Raw genomic sequence first — 22,703 nt, forward strand, 5'->3', positions numbered from 1 at the left:
AACCGAAAGGTCAATACGCGCAAAAAACACTATTTTGGCGCAAGCTCACGCAAGTGGCGTGCGACCGCAATCCATGCACCGATATAACCCAACAGCACCGCGCCAAGCAAGAGCGACAGACCGTCGGCGACTGGCACTCCGGCCAGCGAGAAATCACTGCCGTACAAACCGGCCAGCCCCACTACCGCATCGTTCAGCCAGTCCAGGCCAAACGCCAATACGCCCCAAGACAGAATGCCGGCACCGAAGCCATACAGCGCCCCCATATAAAGGAAGGGCCTGCGTACATAACTGTCCGTACCGCCGACGAGTTTAATCACTTCTATCTCGGTGCGGCGGTTTTCAATATGAAGACGAATGGTATTGCCTATCACCAAAAGTAATGCAGAAACCAGCAGCACCGTCAGACCGAAGACAAACCGGTCGCCCAGCTTAAGGATCGCCGCCAGACGCTCGACCCAGACTAGATCAAGTTGCGCCTGTTGTACCTTCGGCAACTCGGAAAGTCTTTGTCTTAATGCTTCAAGGGCCGGCTTGTCGACCTCGTTCGGCGTCACCAGCACCACGCCTGGCAGCGGATTCTCCGGCAACTCCTTGAGGGCATCGCCCAGGCCGGACTGCTGCTGGAATTCCTCCAGCGCCTGTTCGCGCCCGATGTATTCGGCATCAGACACGCCGGGCAGGGCCTTGATTTGCTCACGCAACGCCTGGCCTTCACCAGGGCTGGCGTCCATCTGCAGGTAGAGGGAAATCTGCGCGGCGCGCTGCCAGGAACCGCCGAGGCGCTCCACATTGTTTAGCAATAATGACAGCCCCATGGGCAGGCTCAAGGCAACCGCCATCACCATGCAGGTAAAGAAGCTGCCGATGGGCTGCTTGCCCAGGCGCCGCAGGCTGTCCAGCAGGCTGGCGCGATGGCTTTCGATCCAGGCGCGCAGCAGTGTGGCGAAGTCCGGGCCGTCGTCATCGTCGCGCTTTTTCTTTTGCGGCTGCGGATCGGATGCCTTCGGGGCCACGCGTTCGGCCACTTTCGGGCTGCGAGTAGCACTCATACGCCGGCCTCCCCGTCACCGATCAGTCGACCGCGTTGCAAGGTGAGCATGCGGTGACGCATGCGCGCGATCAGTGCCAGGTCGTGACTGGCGATCAGCACGCTGGTGCCCAAGCGGTTGATGTCTTCGAACACGCCCATGATTTCCGCCGCCAGGCGCGGGTCGAGGTTACCGGTGGGTTCGTCCGCCAGCAGCAAGGCCGGGCGATGGACGATGGCGCGGGCGATGCCGACGCGCTGTTGCTGGCCGGTGGACAGGTCGCCTGGGTACAGGTCGGTCTTGTCCGACAGGGCCACGCGCTCCAGGGCCGAGTCCACGCGCTTGATGATCTCGGCCTTGGACAAGCCGAGGATCTGCAACGGCAACGCCACGTTGTTGAACACCGTGCGGTCGAACAGCAATTGGTGATTCTGGAACACCACGCCGATCTGCCGCCGCAGGTAGGGGATCTGGGCATTGCTGATGGTGCTCAGGTCCTGGCCGGCCAGCAGCAGTTTGCCAGTGGACGGTCGTTCCATCGCCAGCAACAGGCGCAGCAGGGTACTTTTACCGGCGCCGGAATGGCCGGTGACAAACAGAAACTCGCCCCGACGGACCCGAAAGCTCAGCTCATGCAAGCCGACGTGACCGTTCGGATAGCGTTTACCGACCTGTTCGAAACGAATCATGAATGCTCCCGCTCGGCAAACAGTGCCTGGACAAAGGGCTCAGCTTCAAAGGTGCGCAAATCGTCGATGCCTTCGCCCACGCCGATGTAGCGAATGGGCAGGCCGAACTGCTTGGCCAGGGCGAAGATCACCCCGCCCTTGGCCGTGCCGTCGAGCTTGGTCAGGGCCAGCCCGGTCAGTTCGACAGTCTGGTTGAATTGCTTGGCCTGGTTGATGGCGTTCTGGCCGGTACCGGCGTCCAGTACCAGCAGCACCTCGTGGGGCGCGTCGGCGTCGAGCTTGCCGATCACCCGGCGCACCTTTTTCAATTCTTCCATCAGGTTGTCTTTGGTGTGCAAGCGACCGGCAGTGTCGGCGATCAGCACATCGATGCCACGGGCCTTGGCCGCTTGTACGGCGTCAAAGATCACCGAGGCGGAGTCGGCACCGGTGTGCTGGGCGATCACCGGGATCTTGTTGCGTTCGCCCCACACTTGCAGCTGTTCGACCGCGGCGGCGCGGAAGGTGTCGCCCGCGGCCAGCATGACTTTCTTGCCTTCGAGCTGCAGCTTCTTGGCCAGCTTGCCGATGGTGGTGGTCTTGCCGGCGCCGTTGACGCCAACGACCAGGATCACGAACGGCTTGTTCTGCGAGGCAACGACCAGGGGTTTTTCCACCGGCTTGAGCAGGCTGGTCAGCTCGCCTTGCAGGGATTTGTACAGGGCATCGGCATCGGTCAGCTGCTTGCGCGCGACCTTCTGGGTCAGGCTCTGGATGATCACCGACGTGGCCTCGACACCGACATCGGCGGTCAGCAGGCGGGTTTCGATGTCTTCCAGCAATTCGTCATCGATGACTTTCTTGCCCAGGAACAGGCTGGCCATGCCTTCGCCGATGCTGGCGCTGGTCTTGGACAGGCCCTGCTTGAGGCGGGCGAAGAAGCCGACCTTGTTTTCTTCGGCCGTGCGTGGCGGCTCGGCCGGAGTCGGAACCACAGCCGGAGCAGGCTCTGGCTCTGGTTCAGGAACGGGTTGAGGCGCGGCGGGCGTAATGACGGACGCTGGCGCTTCGGCAACCGGCGTCTCGACCGGCTTCTCGACAGGTTGCGTCGTTGCCGGAATCGGTGGCGGGGTATGCGCAGCCTCATCTTCGACCAGCGCAACCGGTTCTTCCGCCACCGGCAAGGTCAGCCAAGGGGTCTGCCCGGCCGGCGGGGTCAGCGGCTGTTCGGCCACTGGCTCAGGCGCGGCTTCAGGCTCAGGCTCGACCGGCTGCAGCACCGGCTCGGCGATCGGCAGGACGATGGGCGCGGCCTCTTCGGCCACTGTCTCGGCGGCGGGCTCAGGCAGCGCTTCTGGCTGTTCGACGACGGTTTCCTGCGGCTTCTTGCGCAGCCATCCGAACAGGCTTTTTTTCTCGCCAGCCGCAGCTGGGGGCTTCTTGTCGTCGTTGGAACCAAACATGGAGGACGGCTATCTCACGGTAGCGACGCGCCACGAGGGCGCCTCGGTGATAAATATTCGATGCTGAACAGACTGCGTTTCATCCAGCTTGTTCATGCGCAACATTTTGTCGAAGCGTCCCCAGGACGCCTCAAAGTCGATTTTTTCGAAGGACTGATACGGCATCATCGGCGAAAACGCCGGGATCAACGAGCAAACCCAACGTTTCTCCGGAGAACCCAGACAACCCCGGGCCGATAAAAGGCCCGATAGGCGTGGCCGCCAGTAAAACGGATCAGTATCCTAGCACCCTCTCGCCCGCCGACGCTAAGACCTAGCGGGCAACCCAACAGGTTTAAACACGAATGAATGCTCTTGCCCGCCGCGCCGCAGGCCTGCTGCTCAGCACAGTTTGTCTGCCCTTTTCAGCCTTGGCTGCCGACCCACAACCCACCCATGAATTCACCCTCGACAACGGCCTGAAGGTCGTCGTGCGCGAAGACCATCGCGCGCCGGTGGTGGTGTCCCAGGTCTGGTACAAGGTGGGCTCCAGCTACGAAACGCCAGGCCAGACCGGTTTGTCCCATGCCCTCGAACACATGATGTTCAAGGGCAGTGAAAAAGTCGGCCCCGGCGAAGCGTCGCTGATCCTGCGCGACCTCGGTGCCGAAGAGAACGCCTTTACCAGCGATGACTTCACCGCCTACTACCAGGTGCTGGCCCGTGACCGCCTGGGCGTGGCCTTCGAATTGGAAGCCGATCGCATGGCCAGCCTGCGCCTGCCGCCGGAGGAATTCAGCCGCGAGATCGAGGTGATCAAGGAAGAGCGGCGCATGCGCACCGACGACAAGCCCATGTCCAAGGCCTACGAGCGCTTCAAGGCCATGGCTTACCCGGCCAGCGGCTACCACACGCCGACCATCGGCTGGATGGCCGACCTGGACCGGATGACCGTCGAAGAGCTGCGTCACTGGTACCAATCCTGGTACACCCCGAACAACGCGACCCTGGTGGTGGTTGGCGACGTAACGCCGGATGAGGTCAAGTCCCTGGCCCAGCGTTATTTCGGCCCGATTGCCCGGCGCGCGGTGCCGGTCGCGAAAATCCCCCTGGAGCTGGCCGAACCCGGCGAGCGCCAGATCACCCTGCATGTGCAGACCCAACTGCCCAGCGTGATGCTGGCGTTCAACGTGCCCAGCATCGCCACCGCGACAGACAAGGCGTCGGTCAACGCCCTGCGGCTGATCTCGGCCTTGCTGGACGGCGGCTACAGCGGCCGGATCCCGACCCAGCTGGAGCGCGGTGAAGAATTGGTGTCCGGCGGTTCGTCGAGCTACGACGCCTACACCCGTGGCGACACGCTGTTCACTTTGTCGGCAACGCCCAACACGCAGAAAAACAAAACCCTGGCCCAGGCCGAAGCCGGCCTGTGGCGCTTGCTCGATCAGTTGAAAACCACCGCCCCGACTGCCGAGGAACTGGAACGCGTACGCGCCCAGGTCATCGCCGGCCTGGTGTATGAGCGCGATTCGATCACCAGCCAGGCCACCGCCATCGGCCAGCTGGAAACCGTCGGTTTGTCCTGGAAGCTGATGGACACCGAACTCGCCGAACTGCAAAGCGTGACCCCGCAGGACATCCAGAAGGCAGCCCAGCTGTATTTCACCCGCTCGCGTCTAAGCGTTGCGCACATCCTGCCCGAGGAGAAAGCTCATGAGTGAGCGCAAATCATCGCGCCTGGTGCCGATCGGCCTGGTGTCGATCGCCCTGGCCTGCGCCCTGGCCTTTTACCTGACGCCGTCCAGCGACTCCAACGCCAGCCAGGCCTTGGACAAGGCCAAGTCCGGCAACAAGCTGCAATCCTTGGCTGAACTGAACGACAAGGCGCCCAGCCGGCGCCAGCTCGACGTGCAAACCTGGAAAACCGCCGACGGCGCCAAGGTGCTGTTCGTCGAAGCCCGGGAATTGCCGATGTTCGACCTGCGCCTGACCTTCGCCGCTGGCAGCAGCCAGGACGGCGACGCCCCCGGCCTCGCCCTGCTGACCAACGCCATGCTCAACGAAGGCGTGGCCGGCAAGGACGTCAGCGCCATTGCCCAAGGCTTCGAAAGCCTCGGCGCGGACTTCGGCAACGGTGCCTACCGGGACATGGCCGTGGCGTCCCTGCGCAGCCTCAGTGTGGTCGACAAACGTGAGCCTGCCTTGAAGCTGTTCGCCGAAGTCGTCGGCAAACCGACCTTCCCCGCCGACTCCTTTGCCCGTATCAAGAACCAGATGCTGGCCGGCTTCGAGTACCAGAAGCAGAACCCCGGCAAACTGGCGGGCCTGGAACTGATGAAGCGCCTGTACGGCGAGCATCCTTATGCCCACTCCAGCGACGGCACCGCCGAGAGCATTCCACCGATCACCCTGGCCCAGGCCCGGGCGTTCCACGCCAAGGCCTATGCCGCCGGCAACGCCGTGATCGCACTGGTGGGGGACTTGTCCCGCGCCGAAGCAGAAGCGATTGCCAACCAGGTTTCCACCGCGCTGCCCAAAGGCCAGGCCCTGGCGAAAACCCCGCCACCGGTGGAGCCGAAGGCGAGCATCGGTCACATCGAATTTCCGTCCAAGCAGACCAACCTGATGCTCGCGCAACTGGGCATCGACCGCGACGATCCGGACTATGCCGCCGTGTCCCTGGGCAACCAGATTCTCGGCGGCGGTGGCTTCGGCACGCGGTTGATGACTGAAGTTCGCGAAAAGCGCGGCCTGACCTACGGCGTGTACTCCGGCTTTACGGCGATGCAGGCCCGCGGCCCGTTCATGATCAATTTGCAAACCCGTGCAGAGATGAGCGAAGGCACCTTGAAACTGGTGCAGGACGTGTTCGCCGACTACCTCAAGAACGGTCCGACCCAAAAAGAACTCGATGACGCCAAGCGCGAGCTGGCCGGTAGCTTCCCGCTGTCCACCGCCAGCAACGCCGACATCGTCGGCCAGCTCGGCGCCATGGGGTTCTATGACTTGCCGCTGAGCTACCTGGAGGACTTCATGCGCCAGTCCCAGGAACTGACCGTCGAGCAGGTCAAGGCCGCGCTGAACAAACACCTGAGCACCGACAAGATGGTTATCGTCACCGCCGGCCCGAGCGTGCCGCAAAAGCCGTTGCCGCCCCCCACTGACAAACCTGCCGAGCAGCCGCTCGGGGTTCCGGAGCACTAATGGCCCGCCCATCCAATTCCAGCAAGAAACCCGTGCACAACGGTGTGAACCTGTTGCGCATCATCGGCGGCGAATGGCGCAGCCGGCGCCTGAGCTTCCCGGATGCCCCGGGCCTGCGCCCGACCCCGGACCGCGTGCGGGAAACCCTGTTCAACTGGCTCGCGCCCTATGTGGCGGGTGCCCGGGTACTCGACCCGTTCGCCGGCAGCGGCGCGCTGTTTCTCGAAGCCCTGTCCCGTGGCGCCGCCATGGGCCAGGCCCTGGACGCCAGCAATCTGGCGGTCTCCAGCCTGAAGGAACACCTGGGCACCCTGCGCTGCACCGTCGGCCAGGTGCAAACCGCCGATGCGCTGCGCTACCTCGACAGCCAACCGGCAACGCCTTTCGACCTGGTGTTCCTCGACCCGCCGTTCAACCAGAACCTGTTGCCGACGGTCTGCGCCTTGCTCGAAGAACGCCAGTGGCTGGCCGAGGATGCCTGGGTCTACACTGAAAGCGAGACCGCCCCGTCCACCCTGGGCTTGCCGGGCAACTGGCGCTTGCACCGCGAGCAGAAATCCGGACGGGTGTATTACGCGTTGTGGCAGCGTTTGACAAAGGACATGGGCTGAACGGCTGACCCGTACATCGAGAATAATAATGATGTCCGCCGCACCTGAACGTTTCGTCCCTGCTCCGGGCCTTGGCAATCCGCACCTGCAAACCTTGTGGGGCCCCTTGTGGCGCCCGACCACCCACATCGCGCGCCAACGCGAGCGCTTGTGGTTGGAAGACGGTGATTTCCTCGACCTCGACTGGCATGGCCCCCACAGCGCCGAGGCACCCTTGGTGCTGGTGCTGCACGGGCTGACCGGCTCTTCCAACTCGCCCTACGTGGCCGGGTTGCAGCAGGCGCTCGGTCGCCAGGGCTGGGCCAGTGCGGCGTTGAACTGGCGCGGCTGCTCGGGGGAGCCGAACCTGTTGCCCCGCAGCTATCACTCGGGCGTCAGTGAAGACCTGGCCGCCGCCATTGCCCACTTGCGCGCCCGACGGCCCTTGGCTCCGCTGTTTGCGGTGGGCTATTCGTTGGGCGGCAATGTGTTGCTCAAGCACCTGGGAGAAACCGCCGGCGACAGCCAGTTGCAAGGGGCGGTGGCGGTCTCGGTACCGTTTCGTCTCGACCAGTGCGCCGATCGCATCGGCCAGGGTTTTTCCAAGCTCTACCAGGCCCATTTCATGCGGCAACTGGTGGCCTATGTGCGCAACAAGCAGCGCCAGTTCCAGCACGACGGACGTCACGAAGGCCTGGCGACCCTGGCGGCGCTGGGTCCGCTGGAGAACATGCGCACCTTCTGGGACTTTGACGGCCGGGTAACGGCGCCGCTGCATGGGTTCTCCGATGCAGCGGATTACTACCGCCGCGCCTCCAGCCGCTATTTCATGGCAAGTATCAGCACGCCGACCCTGGTCATCCAGGCCGCCGATGATCCTTTTATATTCCCCCACAGCCTGCCCGAACCGGGCGAATTATCGGCCTCGACCCGGATTGAATTGCATGCCCGGGGTGGGCATGTGGGGTTTGTCGACGGAACCTTGCGGCGCCCCGGGTATTACCTGGAGCGGCGGATTCCCCATTGGCTGGCCAGCCTGGAGCGCGGCTGAGCGTGGCAAGGGCAGTAAAAGGATCTGCAGACAAAACGAATCCCCTGTGGGAGCGGGCTTGCTCGCGAAAGCGGTGGGTCAGATTGCATTAATGTTGGATGTACCGCCGTCTTCGCGAGCAAGCCCGCTCCCACAATTTTTTCCGGGGTGTTCACCAGTCTGGTGTTCACCCCTATTGATTCCGAGTGTTCGCTATTCACCCTTCGCCACGCCCCGCTGGGGATCATTGATCCATTCACTCCACGAACCGGCATACAGCCGCCCCAATGGATAGCCTGCCAGGCACAAGGCAAACAGGTTATGACACGCCGTCACGCCGGAGCCGCAGTACGCCACCAGTTCGGTGGGCGAACGCTCGCCCAGTTTTTCGGCGAAGCGTTGCGTGAGCCGTTCGGCCGGCAGGAAGCGGCCATCGGCGCCCAGGTTGTCGGTGAACGCTGCGCACTGGGCGCCCGGGATATGCCCGGCTATCGGGTCGATTGGCTCGACTTCGCCCTTGAAGCGCGGCAATGCCCGGGCATCCAGCAAGGTCATGGCCGGCTCGCCAAGGCGTTGTTGCAGGGCTTGCGCATCGATCAACAAACTCGCGTCCGGCGCACCGCTGAAGGTCCCACGACCGTTCTGCGGCGGATCAAGACTCAGGGGCAAGCCGGCGGCATGCCAGGCCTTGAGCCCACCGTCGAGGATGTACACGCCGTCGCGCTTGCCCAGCCAGGCCAGCAACCACCAGGCCCGCGCGGCATAGGCGCCGGGACCGTCGTCGTACAGCACGACCTCGCTGTCGTTATCCAGCCCCCAAGTCTTGAGACGCTCGATCAACGCCTCGGGCTCGGGCAACGGATGACGTCCGGTCACGCCCTTGGTCACCGCTCCACTCAAGTCGCGCTCAAGGTCTGCGAACGACGCCCCGGCAATGTGGCCCTCGGCGTAACTGCGCTGACCGTAATCCGGGTCTTCCAGGGCGAAACGGCAGTCGAGGATCACCAGCCCGGGCTGGGATCGCCGCTGTTCGAGGGCTTGGGGACTGATGAGTTGCGCGATGGGCATGGTGAGCTCCTGTGACTGAATCGGGGATCGATTCCTACTGCCCTTCCTCCAGGGTCTGGGCCAGCGGGACGTAATATTCCTTGAACAGTGCATCCACCGCCTCGCGGGCCTGGTCGGTCACGAAACCGGCCTCCAGCACCAGCACCTGATAGACGCCGCGCTTGATGGCCTGCTCGCTCAGGTGGCTGAAATTTTCCCGCGTGGTGCACAAGAACCGCACCCAGGACGTGAGGATGATCCAGGCGTTGAGGGTCAGGGATTCGATCTGCACCCGGTCCATCTTCAGGATGCCGGCGGCAACGAAGCCCTCGTAGATCGCGGTACCGTGGATCAGGCAGCGCTGGGAAAATCGACGATAGCGGGCCGCCAGGTCCGGATCGCTGTCGAGCAGATGCTCCAGGTCCCGGTGCAGGAAGCGATACCGCCACATGGCCGCCAGCAGTTCCTGCAGGTAAAAACGTTTGTCATCCACTGTGGCCGCCCGGCCCTGGGGCGGTCGCAGGAAACTGTCCACCAGGTTCTCATACTCACTGAACAGCACGGCGATGATCGCCTGCTTGTTGGGGAAGTGGTAATAGAGATTGCCCGGGGACATGTCCATGTGGGCGGCGATGTGATTGGTGCTGACGCTGCGCTCGCCTTGCTGGTTGAACAGCTCGAGGCTGTTTTGCACGATGCGCTCGCTGGTTTTCATTCGTGGGGCCATGGTTTGGGCTTTAATTCGACGAAGGCATTGAACGGCATCTTACGACCTATCCGCCACAGGAAAAACCCAAAGCCGCTAAGGATGCCATTGACTTTCTAGAGTATAAGCTCTAAAAAACACCCACTCTAATAATATCTGGTGCCTGACGATGCCTGCCGACGTGGCCTACCTGCACGAGTCTCAACAACAACTGGACGAGCTGCGGTCGCGCTTCGATGCCCAGCGCCAGGCCTACGCCGCCCACCCGATGCCACCGGCCGTTCAGCGCCGCCAATGGCTCAAGGCACTGCGGGAGGTATTAAGCAACGAACGCCAAGCCTTGATCGACGCCATCAGCCAGGATTTCAGCCACCGCAGCGCCGACGAAACACTGTTGGCCGAGCTGATGCCGAGCCTGCATGGCATTCATTACGCCAGCCGTCATCTCCAGGGTTGGATGAAACCCTCCCGGCGCAAGGTGGGCATGGCCTTTCAACCGGCGTCCGCCAAAGTGATCTATCAGCCGTTGGGCGTGGTCGGGGTCATCGTCCCGTGGAATTACCCACTGTTCCTCGCCATCGGGCCGCTGGTAGGGGCATTGGCGGCGGGCAACCGGGTGATGCTCAAGCTCAGCGAATCGACACCGGCGACCGGTTTGCTGCTCAAGCAATTGCTGGCCCGGGTCTTCCCCCAGGACCTGGTGTGCGTGGTGCTGGGCGAGGCGGAGGTGGGCATGGCGTTTTCCAAGTTGCCCTTCGATCACCTGTTGTTCACCGGCGCCACCAGCATCGGCAAGCATGTCATGCGCGCCGCGGCGGAAAACCTGACGCCGGTCACCCTTGAGCTGGGTGGGAAATCCCCGGCCATCGTGTCGGTCGATGTACCGATCAAGGACGCCGCCGAACGCATTGCCTTCGGCAAAACCCTGAATGCCGGACAAACCTGTGTCGCCCCGGACTATGTGCTAGTGCCGCAGAACCGCGTCGGCGAGTTCGTCGAGGCCTATCGCGAGGCGGTTCGCGGGTTTTATCCGACCCTGGCGGACAACCCGGACTACACCGCCGTCATCAACGAACGACAACTGGCGCGGCTCAACGGCTACATCGGCGACGCCACCAGCAAAGGCGCGTTGCTGATCGAGCTGTTCGAACAAGGCCAGGGTCGCCGCATGGCCCACAGCCTGTTGCTCAACGTCAACGACGAGATGATCGTCATGCAGGACGAGATCTTCGGCCCACTGCTGCCCATCGTGCCTTATGACAATCTCGACCAGGCGTTTGTCTACATTAATCAGCGACCCCGCCCGCTGGCGCTCTACTACTTCGGCTACAACAAGGCCGAACAGCATCGCGTGCTCCACGAAACCCATTCCGGCGGCGTGTGCCTGAACGACACGTTGCTGCATGTCGCCCAGGATGACATGCCGTTTGGCGGCATCGGGCCCTCGGGAATGGGGCACTACCACGGGCACGAGGGCTTCCTGACCTTCAGCAAGGCCAAGGGCGTGCTGACCAAACAGCGATTCAACGCGGCGAAGCTGATTTATCCACCCTATGGCAAGCCGTTGCAGAAACTGATCCAGAAGCTGTTTGTCCGCTGACGCGTCTCTTGCCGGGTAATAACAATAATGAACCCAAGCCTCATCGATACCCCCGCGCTGTCACGGCGCGGCCTGCTGAAATTCAGCCTCGGCGCCAGCGCCTTCCTGGCCACCGTCGGGCTCAGTGTCAGCCTGAGCGGTTGTTCGCCAAGCCAACCGGCCGCGGGCTTGATCGCCCTGCGCGACAGCGACCTGCCATTTCTACGCAGCGTCATCCCCGTGATGCTGGAGGGCGCAGTGACCCTCGAACGAATCCCTGCCGCCACTGACGAAACCCTGAAAAGCCTGGACAACGGCCTGGCCCACTTGTCCCCCGCCATGCTCAAGCTCACGCATCAGCTGTTCGATGTGCTCACCCTTGGCATTACCCGTGGACCACTGACTGGGGTCTGGGGCACGTGGGAGAACGCCAGCGCCGATGACATCCGCCAGTTCCTCGCCCGTTGGGAAAACAGTTCTCTGGACCTGCTGCGCCAAGGCCACAGTTCATTGCTGCAACTGGTGATGATGGCCTGGTACAGCCGCCCCGAGTCCTGGGCGCGTTGCGGGTATCCAGGACCGCCAACGGTCTGAAAAACCAAGTTTCACCCTGTGGGAGCGAGCTTGCTCGCGATGGCGTCGGATCAGCAGCATTTTTGTCGACTGACACATCGCAATCGCGAGCAAGCTCGCTCCCACAGGGTTCCTCATCGTCGACACATAACAATAAGAGAGCCCCGAACATGCCCGTACCCGATCCCTTCCGCGAAGGCCTCGCCCGTGGCTGGACCACCTACAACGGCGCGCAGTTGACCGAAGACCTGACCCTGGAAGCGGACGTGGCCATCGTCGGCAGCGGTGCCGGTGGCGGGACCACGGCGGAAATCCTCAGTGCCGCCGGCTACCGTGTGTTGCTGATCGAGGAAGGGCCGCTCAAGACCAGCCATGACTTCAAGCTGCTCGAAGACCAGGCCTACAGCAGCCTGTACCAGGAAGGCCTCGGGCGCATGAGCAAGGACGGCGCCATTATCATTCTCCAAGGCCGGGCCGTCGGCGGCACGACGCTGATCAATTGGACCTCCAGCTTCCGCACGCCCGACCAGACCCTCGACCATTGGGCCGCCGAGCACAACGTCAAGGGCCACGGCCGTGCTGACATGGCACCCTGGTTTGCGCAGATGGAACAACGCCTGGGCGTGGCGCCGTGGCTCGTTCCGCCCAACGCCAACAACGACGTGATCCGCAAAGGCTGTGAACAACTGGGCTACGCCTGGCACGTCATCCCGCGCAACGTCCGCGGTTGCTGGAACCTGGGTTATTGCGGCATGGGCTGCCCGACCAACGCCAAGCAGTCGATGCTGGTCACCACCATCCCGGCCACGCTGGACAAGGGTGGCGCGCTGCTTTACCTGGCGCGGGCCGAGCGCCTGACGATCAAGAACGACGCCGTGGTCGGCATCGAGTGCCAAGCCATGGACGAACGTTGCGTGGCGCCGACCGGGCGGCGCATCACCGTCAAGGCGCGGCACTACGTGCTGGCGGGTGGTGGCATCAACAGCCCGGGCCTGCTGTTGCGCTCCGAGGCGCCAGACCCGCACGAACGCGTGGGCAAGCGTACCTTCCTGCACTTGGTGAACATGTCCGTCGGGCAATTCGACGAGGTCATCAATCCGTTCTACGGCGCGCCGCAATCGATTTATTCGGATCATTTCCAATGGCAGGACGGGGCCACCGGCAAGATGGCCTACAAGCTCGAAGTCCCGCCCCTGCACCCAGCCCTCGCCACCACGTTATTGGGCGGGTTCGGCGCCGAGAACGCCTTGCACATGTCCCGACTGCCCCATACCCACGCGATGCTGGCGCTGTTGCGCGACGGTTTTCACCCGGACAGTCCCGGCGGCAGCGTCGAGTTGCGCAGCGACGGCACGCCCGTGCTCGACTACCCCGTTTCGCCATATACCTGGGATGGCCTGCGTCGGGCTTTCCACAGCATGGCCGAAATACAATTCGCCGGCGGCGCCAAGGCGGTCATGCCCGCCCATAGCGATGCCCATTACGTGAAGACCCCGGCAGAAGCCCGCGCGCTGATCGACGGGCTCGACCTGGCCTTGTATCGCACGCGCCTGGGCAGCGCCCACGTGATGGGTGGCTGCGCCATGGGCGAAGACCCGAAAACCGCCGTCGCCGACAGCCTGGGCCGCCATCACCAACTGGGCAACCTGTCGATCCATGACGGCTCGCTGTTCCCCACCAGCATCGGCGCCAACCCGCAGTTGTCGGTGTACGGGCTGACCGCACAACTGGCGACGGCCCTGGCCGAACGCCTGAAAAACCCATGAACCCTGTATTGAAACCGTGGCGAGGGAGCTTGCTCCCGCTTGAGCGCGAAGCGCTCCCAAAATGGGTCTGCTGCGCAGCCCAGCGGGAGCAAGCTCCCTCGCCACAGGCTTACCGAACGTCTGAATATCCGGGTTATTCGCAGCGTCTATAGTGCTTTCTTACGCAACAGCCGACTTGGCCGACCGAGAAGGCTGCGATACCATCCGACTCCCCAACGGACTCCCGCCAGGACGACGCGATGAACCGAGTGTTGTACCCAGGTACCTTCGACCCTATTACCAAGGGCCATGGCGATCTGGTCGAACGCGCCGCGCGCCTGTTCGACCATGTGATCATTGCCGTGGCAGCCAGCCCGAAGAAAAACCCGCTGTTCCCGCTGGAACAACGTGTGGAACTGGCCCGCGAGGTCACCAAGCACCTGCCCAACGTGGAAGTGGTCGGCTTCTCGACGCTTCTGGCCCACTTTGCCAAGGAAAAGAACGCCAACGTGTTCCTTCGCGGCCTGCGCGCGGTCTCGGACTTCGAGTACGAGTTCCAATTGGCCAACATGAACCGCCAATTGGCACCGGACGTCGAAAGCCTGTTCCTGACGCCGTCGGAGCGCTACTCGTTCATTTCCTCGACCCTGGTACGGGAAATTGCGGCGTTGGGCGGTGATATCACCAAGTTCGTCCACCCGGCCGTGGCCGATGCACTGACCCTGCGCTTCAAGAAATAGCTGGCGGATGCTGCGAGCCGCCTCGCAGCACAGCGCAGTCCATCGCGCCCGCGTGCACTGCGCTCGTCAATGCGGCACAATTGCGCCCATACGTTTTCAGATGCCCGGGCCCAACGCCCCGGCAGGAGCCTGCATGTCCCTGATCATCACCGACGACTGCATCAATTGCGACGTCTGCGAACCCGAGTGCCCGAACGCCGCCATTTCCCAAGGCGAGGAAATCTACGTCATCGACCCGAACCTCTGCACCCAGTGCGTCGGCCATTACGACGAACCCCAGTGCCAGCAGGTTTGCCCAGTGGATTGCATCCCGCTGGACGAGGCTCATCCGGAGACGGAAGAGCAGTTGATGGAGAAATATCGCAAGATCACTGGCAAGGCTTGAGTGTTTTGGGCGGCCCTGCTGGCCCCATCGCGAGCAAGCTCGCTCCCACAAGGGATTTGCTTAGGACACAGATTGTGTGAACTCAATAGATCCCTGTGGGAGCGAGCTTGCTCGCGATGAGGCCAGCAGCCCTAACAAGCATCCAACTGCCTCACTCCTGCCGCTCAAACCCCTCTCCCACACACCCCAGGCATCGCACAAACGTGGCTTTCGCCGGGTCCACCACCAGCGCCTTCCCCGCATCCCCGACCCCACCGCCCAGTGCGGTAAAGGGTAACGACACCACGAACGCCCCCGCCCCGATCACCGTGGCGGCGAGCAGCAGTGGGCGGGCGATCAGCAGGTCGCCGATCATGGCGAAGGCCGGCGGATTCTGGATGGTGTAGCGCGGGTCGCCGCTGCCGCTGTTGGCCTGGGCAGGCAAACCGACACTCAGCAGCAGCGCGAGAACGACAGGTCGAAACAGATTCATGGTCGATCCTTCGGCTAAAACAGTATGAATACTGACTATAGACCGTAGGACCGATCAGCTCTGGCAGCGAGGGCACCAGACGCTGGCGCGCTGGCCCAGGCGAATTTCCCGCAGCCCCGTGCCGCAGACCTTGCACAGTTCCCCGCCGCGGCCGTAGACAAACAGTTCCTGCTGGAAATAGCCGGGCTGGCCGTCCCCACCGATGAAATCCCGCAACGTGGTGCCGCCGCGCTCGATGGCATGGGCGAGGATGCGCTTGATCTCGATCGCCAGCTTCAGGTAACGCGCCCGGGAAATGCCCCCGGCGGCCCGGCGCGGGTCGATCCCGGCGGCGAACAGCGCCTCGGTCGCGTAGATATTGCCCACGCCCACCACCACCGCGTTGTCCATGATGAACGGCTTGACCGCCATGGAGCGCCCTCGCGAAAGCTGGAACAGCCGCTCGCCATCGAACAGGTCGGTCAACGGCTCGGGACCAAGGCGAATCAACAGTTCGTGATTGAGCGGGTCGAGGCTCCAGAGCATCGCGCCGAAACGCCGAGGGTCGGTGTAGCGCAAGGCCAGGCCGGACTCCAGCTCGATGTCCACGTGCTCATGCTTGAGGGCGGGCATGCCGACCTCCACCAGGCGCAAGTTGCCGGACATGCCCAGGTGGCTGATCAACGTGCCGACCTCGGCATTGATCAACAGGTACTTGGCCCGCCGCTCCACCTGCACGATGCGCTGGCCCGAGAGCCGCACGTCGAGGTCTTCCGGGATCGGCCAGCGCAGGCGACGGTCACGGACCACCACACGACTGACCCGCTGGCCTTCAAGATGGGGCGCGATGCCGCGGCGGGTGGTTTCGACTTCCGGCAGTTCTGGCATGGAGTTCTCGCGTCAGGCGACGCCGCGCGCTCAACGAGAGGCGAGGTCGCGAATTTCCTGTTTCTGGGTCTGGAAGTCGTATTCCGACAAACCGATGTAGTCGAGCACCAGGCCCCCGACGCTCTCCCACTCGTGGTCTTCGGCCTGGTTGCCGAGTACCCGGTGGGAGGCACAGATGTTTTCGGACATCTTCAGGATCGCCAGCAGGTTTTTCAGCGGGCTGTTGTTGCGTGAAGACTCGTCGCTGAACACCGCCAGGGCATTGTGGTGGTTGGCAATGGCCTGGCTGACGTGATCCGGCAGGCGCCAGGATTTGGACGTGTAGTAACCGACCACCGCATGGTTGGTGTTGAACACACGGTTCTCGGTGTCTACCACCCGGCACTCGGCGCTGGCACTGGCGTAGGCCTCTTCCAGCACGCTCATGTAGCTGGGAAACTGCTTGAGCATCAACGGCACGCCACAATCGTGGAACAGCCCCAAGGCATAAGCCTCGTCACCGTTTTCCAGGCCAACGCGCTTGGCCAGGGTCAGGCAGGTCATCGCCACGTCCTGGGCCGTATCCCAGAAGCGGTTCAGGGTGACGATGGCATCATCGTGCAGCTCGCCCTTGATCGACTGCGCATTGATCAGGTTGATGATCGAACGGCTGCCCAGCAGGTTCACCGCGCGCTGGATCGAGGTGATCTTGTTGCGCAGGCCGTAATACGGCGAGTTGACGATCTTGAGCAAGGCCCCGGAAAGGCCCGGGTCCTGGGAAATCAGTTTGGCGATGGTCTCCAGGTCCGGGTCGGGCATGTACTGCTCCATCTGCAGATCCACCATGATCTGCGGCTGGGGCGGCACGCTGATGCCTTGCAAGGACTGTTGGATCTGTTCGGCAGTAAGCTCTTTGGACATGAGTACACACTCTGGGTCAGGCGGGGATTCTAACCCTTAAAGATGGATCCGATACACCGCAAGGAAGATCGGCGGAACTTTCCTTCAGGCATCGGCTTCGGACTTTACAGGGCCGACAGCCGAGCCTGCATACAGGCTTTAGTCGGCAACCCAGCCACTCAGCTTGAGGAGATTTTTTCATGCCTGGCTCCCTGAACAATAAACGTGTCGCCATCCTGGTGACCGACGGTTTTGAACAAGCCGAACTGACCGGCCCCCAACAGGCGCTGGAACAGGCCGGCGTCAAGGTGGACATCGTTTCGGCCCGCGAAGGCCAGGTCAAAGGCTGGAACCATGACCAGCCGGCCGACGACTTCCCGATCGACCTGACCTTCAAGGCCGCCAATGTCGAGCAGTACGACGCCGTGGTGCTGCCCGGTGGCGTGCAGAACTCCGACACCATCCGCATCGACCCCGACGCCCAGAAACTGGTCAAGGGCTTCGAAGCGGCGAGAAAGCCCATCGCGGTGATTTGCCATGGCGGCTGGCTGCTGGTATCGAGCGGGCTGGTCAAGGGCAAGACCATGACCAGCTACAAGACCCTCAAGGATGACCTGGTCAACGCCGGCGCGAACTGGGTCGACCAGGAAGTGGTCAAGGACGGCACGTTGATCAGCAGCCGCCAGCCTGATGACATCCCGGCCTTTAACCGCGAGTTGCTCAACGCGTTGTCCGCTTGAGGCCGGCTCGACACCGTGGCGAGGGAGCCCGCTCCCTCACCACATGTCCACCGCAAGCCCCGCCAAGGTTGCAACACGGTATAATCCCGCTCTTTTTTCCGGAGCGACGTCATGTCCCTGCCTAGCCTGCGCCTCAAAGCCAACGCCGACCGTCGCCTGCGCGCCGGCCACTTGTGGGTCTACAGCAACGAAATCGATGTAGCCGCCACGCCCCTGCACGGCTTCAAGGCCGGCGACCAGGCCATCCTCGAAGCCGCCGGCGGCAAGCCGTTGGGCATCGTTGCGATGAGCCCCAACAACCTGATCTGCGCCCGGCTGCTGTCCCGTGACGTGAAGCTGCCGCTGGACAAATCCCTGCTGGTGCATCGCCTCAACGTGGCGTTGTCCCTGCGCGAGCGGCTGTTCGACAAGCCGTTCTATCGCCTGGTCTACGGTGACTCCGACCTGCTGCCAGGCCTGGTGGTCGACCGCTTCGGCGATATCCTGGTGGTGCAGATCGCCTCGGCCACCATGGAAGCCCACAAGGACGACGTGATCGCCGCCCTGACTCAAGTGCTCAAGCCCAGCGGCATCCTGTTCAAGAACGACTCCGCCGCCCGTGACGCCGAAGGCCTGAACCGCTACGTCGAGACCGTGTTCGGCCTGGTGCCGGAATGGGTCGCCCTGGAAGAGAACGGCGTGAAGTTCGAGGCGCCGGTCATGGAAGGCCAGAAAACCGGCTGGTTCTACGACCACCGCATGAACCGCGCGCGCCTGGCCCCGTACGCCAAGGGCAAGCGCGTGCTGGACCTGTTCAGCTACATCGGCGGCTGGGGCGTGCAAGCCGCGGCGTTCGGCGCCAGTGAAGTGTTCTGCGTCGACGCCTCGGCCTTCGCCCTCGACGGTGTCGAGCGCAACGCCGCGCTGAACGGCTTCGCCGAGAAGCTGACCTGCATCGAAGGCGACGTCTTCGAAGCCCTGAAGGAGCTCAAGGCCAGCGAAGAGCGCTTCGACGTGATCGTCGCCGACCCACCGGCCTTCATCAAGCGCAAGAAAGACCTGAAGAACGGCGAAGGCGCCTATCGCCGCCTCAACGAGCAAGCCATGCGCCTGCTCAGCAAGGACGGCATCCTGGTCAGCGCATCGTGCTCGATGCACCTGCCCGAAGACGACCTGCAAAACATCCTGCTGACCAGCGCCCGTCACTTGGACCGCAACATCCAACTGCTCGAACGCGGCGGCCAGGGGCCCGACCACCCGGTACACCCGGCCATCGCCGAAACCCGCTACATCAAGAGCATCACCTGCCGGTTGTTGCCCAACAGCTGAGGCCAGGCGGGGCCAGGGCCAATAGCGCTGTGCCCCGCACACTCCAATTGCATCCTGATCGCAGCCTTGGCTGCGATTTTTTTTGCGCGTCTGAATAAGCCTCCGCTCAAAAGATCAACCCCGGCCCCGCTGTTGCCCCCCAGGTCCGGCAGCGTGGCAGGGGCCTGTTAGCCGGCTGAACCCTGCCAGTCGTCATCCCGCACGCGACATTGGCGCCCGATCAGCGCTTTGCGTCATTTCATCCTGGCGCCAGCGGTGTAGAATCGTGGCATTCATCGCCATTCATCCCCGGCGGGTTTATGAGCTCATGCCGAGGCGCGCAGCGATCCTGCAAAGTCATCGGCCACTTCCGGACACACGGCCAAACCCGGGTGCTCCAGACGTCGACAGAAGCTCACTTCCCCATTGATACCTGATAAGTACCTGATTAGCCGCCCGGAGTGCTCCATGCCTGATTACCGCTCGAAAACATCCACCCATGGCCGCAACATGGCCGGCGCCCGTGCCTTGTGGCGCGCCACGGGGATGAAGGATGACGACTTCAAGAAGCCGATCATCGCCATTGCCAACTCCTTCACCCAGTTCGTACCGGGCCACGTCCACCTCAAGGACCTCGGCCAACTGGTTGCCCGGGAAATCGAACGCGTCGGCGGCGTTGCCAAGGAATTCAACACCATCGCCGTGGACGACGGCATCGCCATGGGCCACGACGGCATGCTTTATTCGCTGCCGAGCCGCGAGATCATCGCCGACTCGGTCGAGTACATGGTCAACGCCCACTGCGCCGATGCCATCGTGTGCATTTCCAACTGCGACAAGATCACCCCCGGCATGCTCATGGCCGCCCTGCGCCTGAACATCCCCGTGATCTTCGTCTCCGGCGGCCCGATGGAGGCCGGCAAGACCAAGCTCGCCAGCCACGGCCTCGATCTGGTCGACGCCATGGTGATCGCCGCCGACTCCAGCGCCTCTGACGAGAAGGTTGCCGAGTACGAGCGCAGCGCTTGCCCGACCTGCGGTTCGTGCTCCGGCATGTTCACCGCCAACTCGATGAACTGCCTGACCGAAGCCCTGGGCCTGGCATTGCCGGGCAACGGTTCGACCCTGGCCACCCACAGCGACCGCGAACAGTTGTTCCTGCAGGCCGGCCGGACCATCGTCGAGCTCTGCAAGCGCTACTACGGCGAGAACGACGAGTCGGTGTTGCCGCGCAACATCGCCAACTTCAAGGCGTTCGAAAACGCCATGACCCTGGACATCGCCATGGGCGGTTCCACCAACACCATCCTGCACTTGCTGGCCGCGGCCCAGGAAGCCGAGATCGATTTCGACCTGCGCGACATCGACCGCCTGTCCCGTCACGTACCGCAGCTGTGCAAGGTCGCGCCGAACATCCAGAAGTACCACATGGAAGACGTGCACCGTGCCGGCGGGATCTTCAGCATCCTTGGTTCCCTGGCCCGTGGCGGCCTGCTGCACACCGACCTGCCGACCGTGCACAGCAAGACCATGGCCGAGGCCATCGCCAAGTGGGACATCACCCAGACCACCGACGAGGCCGTGCATCACTTCTTCAAGGCCGGCCCGGCGGGCATCCCGACGCAAACCGCGTTCAGCCAGTCGACCCGCTGGGAAACCCTGGACGACGACCGTGAAAACGGCTGCATCCGCAGCGTCGAGCACGCCTACTCCCAGGAAGGCGGCCTGGCCGTGCTGTACGGCAACATCGCCCTGGACGGCTGCGTGGTGAAAACCGCCGGCGTCGACGAGTCGATCCATGTATTCGAAGGCAACGCGAAGATTTTCGAAAGCCAGGATAGCGCCGTGCGCGGCATCCTCGCTGACGAAGTGAAGGCCGGCGACATCGTGATCATTCGCTACGAAGGCCCGAAAGGCGGCCCGGGCATGCAGGAAATGCTCTACCCAACGTCCTACCTGAAGTCCAAGGGCCTGGGTAAAGCCTGCGCCTTGCTGACCGATGGCCGCTTCTCCGGTGGCACCTCGGGCCTGTCCATCGGCCACGCTTCGCCGGAAGCGGCGGCGGGCGGCGCCATCGGACTGGTGCGCGATGGCGACAAGGTCCTGATCGACATTCCGAACCGCTCAATCAACCTGTTGATCAGCGACGAAGAACTGGCCGGGCGCCGCATCGAACAGGACAACAAGGGCTGGAAACCGGTGGAAGTGCGTCCACGCAAAGTCACCACGGCCCTCAAGGCTTACGCCCTGCTCGCCACCAGCGCCGACAAGGGCGCGGTGCGGAACAAGGCGATGCTTGACGGCCTGTAAGCGCTACCCATAAAAAAGCCCCGCCAAGTGCGGGGCTTTTTTATTGCTTCAGTTCAGCCCTTTGAGCCAAGTCATCTTTCGTGGCGAGGGAGCTTGCTCCCGCTGGGTCGCGAAGCGGCCCCAAAAATTCGTCCCTCACCTCAATGCGTGGGCTGACTTTAGGGCTGCTACGCAGCCCAGCGGGAGCAAGCTCCCTCGCCACAGGGTTCCTTGGTATCCCTGTGGGAGCGAGCTTGCTCGCGATAGCGGTGTGTCAGCCAGCAAAAGGATTACTGGTTTGCCGTCATCGCGAGCAAGCTCGCTCCCACAGGTTTATTGGATGTCTTCAGGCTTGACGATCACCCAGTTCTTGTCCGCGGTGACTGGCAGTCCTTCCTTGGCTTGGGCCGCGGCGTGCTTGGCCATCATGCCGTTGATCTGGGTCATGTACTTGTCCTTGCGGTTGACCCACAGGTGAATCCCGCCCTTGGCCACGTCCACGTCGTGGAACAGCATGTAGCCGTCACTGGTCGGTGTGTCACCCGCCACCAGCACCGGTTTTTTCCATTCGTCGATGTACGTCAGGATCGCCGCGTGCTTGCCGGCCATCCAGGTTGCCGGGGTCCACAGGTACGGCGTGTACTCCAGGCCAAGGTTGGCCTTCTCGTCATATTTGCCGTTGGTAATCTGCTTGCGCGCGGTAGTCAGCTCGCCGGTCTTGCGGTCCTTGAGCAGCGTGGTCACGCCGATCACGTTCTGCGGCTTGAGGTTGTAGCCGTACTTAGGATCCGAAGCGACCATGCGCACCAGTTCTTCGGAAGCGGCGGTCATGACATAGACCTCGATGCCGTTTTCCATCAGCTTGTTGTACAGCTCGGCCTGGCCGGTGAAGATCTTCGGTGGATTGACGTTGTACTGGACCACCTTGTCGCCATCGTAATAAGTGGTCGGCACCGGCTTGCCGGACGCCATCAACTCATCGACATAGCCCTTGAGCTCCTTGAGCGTGAAGCCCGAGAACACCTGGGCCACCCACGGGTAGCAGACCATGTCGTCCACTTCGCACAGGCGGTAGTAATAGCTGAACAGGCTTTCCTTGTGGTCGGCCGTGTCCTTGAACGGCATCAGCTTCAAGGACGGGTCGAGGGTTTCCCGGGTGATGAGGCCCTTGTTCTCCATGAACGGCAGCAACGATTCCTCAAGGTCGTAGCGGTAACTGGTGTTGTCCATGTCGAACACCGCGTAGTTACCCTTGTTGGCATTGGCGGCGATCATCGCGTCCAAGGCCTTGGCCTGCTCCGCTGGCCAGTGCTTGAGTTCGGTGGCAAGTGCCTGGCCGACGAGGCCAAGACTCAAGGCGACAGCGAGAAAACGAGGTGCGAGCTTCATCGGCATTTCTCCCGGGTTCAAAGAACTCGACGCTAACAAA

General features: G+C 62.8%; 21 protein-coding genes. 12 read left to right on the forward strand and 9 right to left on the reverse strand.

From position 1 onward, the window contains the following. Nucleotides 1–29 precede the first annotated feature (29 nt). From ftsX to ftsY, 3 genes are read right to left on the reverse strand one after another with little or no spacing between them, the layout of a single operon-like run. On the reverse strand, nt 30–1,052 hold the full coding sequence (ftsX, locus tag J3P85_RS27925) for a permease-like cell division protein FtsX (RefSeq protein ID WP_434704216.1): 1,023 nt from the start codon (nt 1,050–1,052) through the stop codon (nt 30–32). After that, nucleotides 1,049–1,720 carry a cell division ATP-binding protein FtsE gene (gene ftsE / locus J3P85_RS27930; protein ID WP_003177474.1) on the reverse strand — a complete coding sequence of 224 codons (672 nt, stop codon included), beginning with the start codon at nt 1,718–1,720 and terminating at the stop codon, nt 1,049–1,051. Before ftsE ends, ftsX begins: the two co-directional genes overlap by 4 nt. Further along, nucleotides 1,717–3,162, reverse strand: coding sequence for a signal recognition particle-docking protein FtsY (gene ftsY / locus J3P85_RS27935; RefSeq protein ID WP_434704217.1), 1,446 nt, complete (start codon nt 3,160–3,162; stop codon nt 1,717–1,719). Before ftsY ends, ftsE begins: the two co-directional genes overlap by 4 nt. A 344-nt stretch (nt 3,163–3,506) precedes the next feature. On the opposite strand from ftsY, the gene J3P85_RS27940 reads away from it, so the two are divergent. Genes J3P85_RS27940 through J3P85_RS27955 form a run of 4 tightly spaced genes read left to right on the forward strand, consistent with a single transcriptional unit; the run spans nt 3,507 to nt 7,986 of the window. Beyond that, the gene (locus J3P85_RS27940; protein ID WP_434704218.1) at nt 3,507–4,862 is read left to right on the forward strand and encodes a M16 family metallopeptidase; all 1,356 of its coding nucleotides are present in this window, start codon (nt 3,507–3,509) and stop codon (nt 4,860–4,862) included. Continuing rightward, on the forward strand, nt 4,855–6,345 hold the full coding sequence (locus tag J3P85_RS27945) for a M16 family metallopeptidase (protein ID WP_434704219.1): 1,491 nt from the start codon (nt 4,855–4,857) through the stop codon (nt 6,343–6,345). Before J3P85_RS27940 ends, J3P85_RS27945 begins: the two co-directional genes overlap by 8 nt. Beyond that, the gene (gene rsmD, locus J3P85_RS27950; protein ID WP_434704220.1) at nt 6,345–6,956 is read left to right on the forward strand and encodes a 16S rRNA (guanine(966)-N(2))-methyltransferase RsmD; all 612 of its coding nucleotides are present in this window, start codon (nt 6,345–6,347) and stop codon (nt 6,954–6,956) included. Before J3P85_RS27945 ends, rsmD begins: the two co-directional genes overlap by 1 nt. A gap of 31 nt (nt 6,957–6,987) precedes the next feature. Beyond that, the gene (locus J3P85_RS27955; protein ID WP_434706432.1) at nt 6,988–7,986 is read left to right on the forward strand and encodes a hydrolase; all 999 of its coding nucleotides are present in this window, start codon (nt 6,988–6,990) and stop codon (nt 7,984–7,986) included. A 192-nt stretch (nt 7,987–8,178) separates the two neighbouring features. On the opposite strand, the gene J3P85_RS27960 is transcribed toward J3P85_RS27955, so the two are convergent. Next, nucleotides 8,179–9,033, reverse strand: coding sequence for a sulfurtransferase (locus J3P85_RS27960; RefSeq protein ID WP_434704221.1), 855 nt, complete (start codon nt 9,031–9,033; stop codon nt 8,179–8,181). A gap of 34 nt (nt 9,034–9,067) precedes the next feature. Further along, on the reverse strand, nt 9,068–9,739 hold the full coding sequence (locus J3P85_RS27965) for a TetR/AcrR family transcriptional regulator (RefSeq protein WP_060740184.1): 672 nt from the start codon (nt 9,737–9,739) through the stop codon (nt 9,068–9,070). A 148-nt stretch (nt 9,740–9,887) separates the two neighbouring features. On the opposite strand from J3P85_RS27965, the gene J3P85_RS27970 reads away from it, so the two are divergent. From J3P85_RS27970 to J3P85_RS27990, 5 genes are all read left to right on the forward strand, one after another. Then, a complete protein-coding gene (locus J3P85_RS27970; protein ID WP_434704222.1) occupies nt 9,888–11,318 on the forward strand; it encodes a coniferyl aldehyde dehydrogenase in 1,431 nt (476 codons plus the stop codon). A 27-nt stretch (nt 11,319–11,345) separates the two neighbouring features. After that, complete coding sequence (locus tag J3P85_RS27975; protein WP_434704223.1) at nt 11,346–11,891, forward strand: twin-arginine translocation pathway signal protein; 546 nt, start codon at nt 11,346–11,348, stop codon at nt 11,889–11,891. 149 nt (nt 11,892–12,040) lie between these two features. After that, nucleotides 12,041–13,636 (forward strand): GMC family oxidoreductase N-terminal domain-containing protein, encoded by a 1,596-nt coding sequence (locus J3P85_RS27980; RefSeq protein ID WP_434704224.1) that lies wholly within the window; start codon nt 12,041–12,043, stop codon nt 13,634–13,636. 239 nt (nt 13,637–13,875) lie between these two features. Continuing rightward, on the forward strand, nt 13,876–14,355 hold the full coding sequence (gene coaD / locus J3P85_RS27985) for a pantetheine-phosphate adenylyltransferase (protein WP_003177462.1): 480 nt from the start codon (nt 13,876–13,878) through the stop codon (nt 14,353–14,355). Nucleotides 14,356–14,488: 133 nt separating this feature from the next. Continuing rightward, nucleotides 14,489–14,740 carry a YfhL family 4Fe-4S dicluster ferredoxin gene (locus J3P85_RS27990; protein ID WP_003195146.1) on the forward strand — a complete coding sequence of 84 codons (252 nt, stop codon included), beginning with the start codon at nt 14,489–14,491 and terminating at the stop codon, nt 14,738–14,740. Between the two features lie 151 nt (nt 14,741–14,891). Here the strand turns inward: J3P85_RS27990 and J3P85_RS27995 are convergent, their stop codons facing one another. From J3P85_RS27995 to J3P85_RS28005, 3 genes are read right to left on the reverse strand one after another with little or no spacing between them, the layout of a single operon-like run. Continuing rightward, nucleotides 14,892–15,212, reverse strand: a complete 321-nt coding sequence (locus J3P85_RS27995) for a multidrug transporter (RefSeq protein WP_434704225.1) — start codon at nt 15,210–15,212, stop codon at nt 14,892–14,894. A gap of 54 nt (nt 15,213–15,266) precedes the next feature. After that, nucleotides 15,267–16,079 carry a bifunctional DNA-formamidopyrimidine glycosylase/DNA-(apurinic or apyrimidinic site) lyase gene (gene mutM, locus J3P85_RS28000; RefSeq protein WP_053188961.1) on the reverse strand — a complete coding sequence of 271 codons (813 nt, stop codon included), beginning with the start codon at nt 16,077–16,079 and terminating at the stop codon, nt 15,267–15,269. 30 nt (nt 16,080–16,109) lie between these two features. After that, complete coding sequence (locus tag J3P85_RS28005) at nt 16,110–16,925, reverse strand: HDOD domain-containing protein (protein ID WP_434706433.1); 816 nt, start codon at nt 16,923–16,925, stop codon at nt 16,110–16,112. Nucleotides 16,926–17,158: 233 nt separating this feature from the next. Between J3P85_RS28005 and J3P85_RS28010 the strand changes: the two genes are divergently transcribed. The 3 genes from J3P85_RS28010 (at nt 17,159) to ilvD (ending at nt 21,295) form a co-directional block, all read left to right on the forward strand. Continuing rightward, entirely contained in the window at nt 17,159–17,698 is a 540-nt protein-coding gene (locus J3P85_RS28010; protein ID WP_434573731.1) for a type 1 glutamine amidotransferase domain-containing protein, read from the forward strand. 111 nt (nt 17,699–17,809) lie between these two features. Beyond that, entirely contained in the window at nt 17,810–19,006 is a 1,197-nt protein-coding gene (locus J3P85_RS28015) for a class I SAM-dependent rRNA methyltransferase (RefSeq protein ID WP_003206543.1), read from the forward strand. A 447-nt stretch (nt 19,007–19,453) separates the two neighbouring features. After that, nucleotides 19,454–21,295 (forward strand): dihydroxy-acid dehydratase, encoded by a 1,842-nt coding sequence (gene ilvD / locus J3P85_RS28020; RefSeq protein ID WP_186707549.1) that lies wholly within the window; start codon nt 19,454–19,456, stop codon nt 21,293–21,295. A 312-nt stretch (nt 21,296–21,607) separates the two neighbouring features. Here ilvD and J3P85_RS28025 read toward each other — a convergent pair whose 3' ends face one another. Continuing rightward, entirely contained in the window at nt 21,608–22,663 is a 1,056-nt protein-coding gene (locus J3P85_RS28025) for a haloacid dehalogenase-like hydrolase (RefSeq protein WP_434704226.1), read from the reverse strand. Between the last annotated feature and the right edge of the window lie 40 nt (nt 22,664–22,703).

This window comes from Pseudomonas sp. Z1-12 (genome assembly GCF_051132015.1).
GTDB lineage: Bacteria > Pseudomonadota > Gammaproteobacteria > Pseudomonadales > Pseudomonadaceae > Aquipseudomonas > Aquipseudomonas zanjanensis.

Coding starts and splice junctions, on each gene's coding strand:
- ftsX (WP_434704216.1), bottom strand. CDS start 1,052: ATGAGTGCTACTCGCAGCCCGAAAGTGGCCGAACGCGTGGCCCCGAAG.
- ftsE (WP_003177474.1), bottom strand. CDS start 1,720: ATGATTCGTTTCGAACAGGTCGGTAAACGCTATCCGAACGGTCACGTC.
- ftsY (WP_434704217.1), bottom strand. CDS start 3,162: ATGTTTGGTTCCAACGACGACAAGAAGCCCCCAGCTGCGGCTGGCGAG.
- J3P85_RS27940 (WP_434704218.1), top strand. CDS start 3,507: ATGAATGCTCTTGCCCGCCGCGCCGCAGGCCTGCTGCTCAGCACAGTT.
- J3P85_RS27945 (WP_434704219.1), top strand. CDS start 4,855: ATGAGTGAGCGCAAATCATCGCGCCTGGTGCCGATCGGCCTGGTGTCG.
- rsmD (WP_434704220.1), top strand. CDS start 6,345: ATGGCCCGCCCATCCAATTCCAGCAAGAAACCCGTGCACAACGGTGTG.
- J3P85_RS27955 (WP_434706432.1), top strand. CDS start 6,988: ATGTCCGCCGCACCTGAACGTTTCGTCCCTGCTCCGGGCCTTGGCAAT.
- J3P85_RS27960 (WP_434704221.1), bottom strand. CDS start 9,033: ATGCCCATCGCGCAACTCATCAGTCCCCAAGCCCTCGAACAGCGGCGA.
- J3P85_RS27965 (WP_060740184.1), bottom strand. CDS start 9,739: ATGGCCCCACGAATGAAAACCAGCGAGCGCATCGTGCAAAACAGCCTC.
- J3P85_RS27970 (WP_434704222.1), top strand. CDS start 9,888: ATGCCTGCCGACGTGGCCTACCTGCACGAGTCTCAACAACAACTGGAC.
- J3P85_RS27975 (WP_434704223.1), top strand. CDS start 11,346: ATGAACCCAAGCCTCATCGATACCCCCGCGCTGTCACGGCGCGGCCTG.
- J3P85_RS27980 (WP_434704224.1), top strand. CDS start 12,041: ATGCCCGTACCCGATCCCTTCCGCGAAGGCCTCGCCCGTGGCTGGACC.
- coaD (WP_003177462.1), top strand. CDS start 13,876: ATGAACCGAGTGTTGTACCCAGGTACCTTCGACCCTATTACCAAGGGC.
- J3P85_RS27990 (WP_003195146.1), top strand. CDS start 14,489: ATGTCCCTGATCATCACCGACGACTGCATCAATTGCGACGTCTGCGAA.
- J3P85_RS27995 (WP_434704225.1), bottom strand. CDS start 15,212: ATGAATCTGTTTCGACCTGTCGTTCTCGCGCTGCTGCTGAGTGTCGGT.
- mutM (WP_053188961.1), bottom strand. CDS start 16,079: ATGCCAGAACTGCCGGAAGTCGAAACCACCCGCCGCGGCATCGCGCCC.
- J3P85_RS28010 (WP_434573731.1), top strand. CDS start 17,159: ATGCCTGGCTCCCTGAACAATAAACGTGTCGCCATCCTGGTGACCGAC.
- J3P85_RS28015 (WP_003206543.1), top strand. CDS start 17,810: ATGTCCCTGCCTAGCCTGCGCCTCAAAGCCAACGCCGACCGTCGCCTG.
- ilvD (WP_186707549.1), top strand. CDS start 19,454: ATGCCTGATTACCGCTCGAAAACATCCACCCATGGCCGCAACATGGCC.
- J3P85_RS28025 (WP_434704226.1), bottom strand. CDS start 22,663: ATGAAGCTCGCACCTCGTTTTCTCGCTGTCGCCTTGAGTCTTGGCCTC.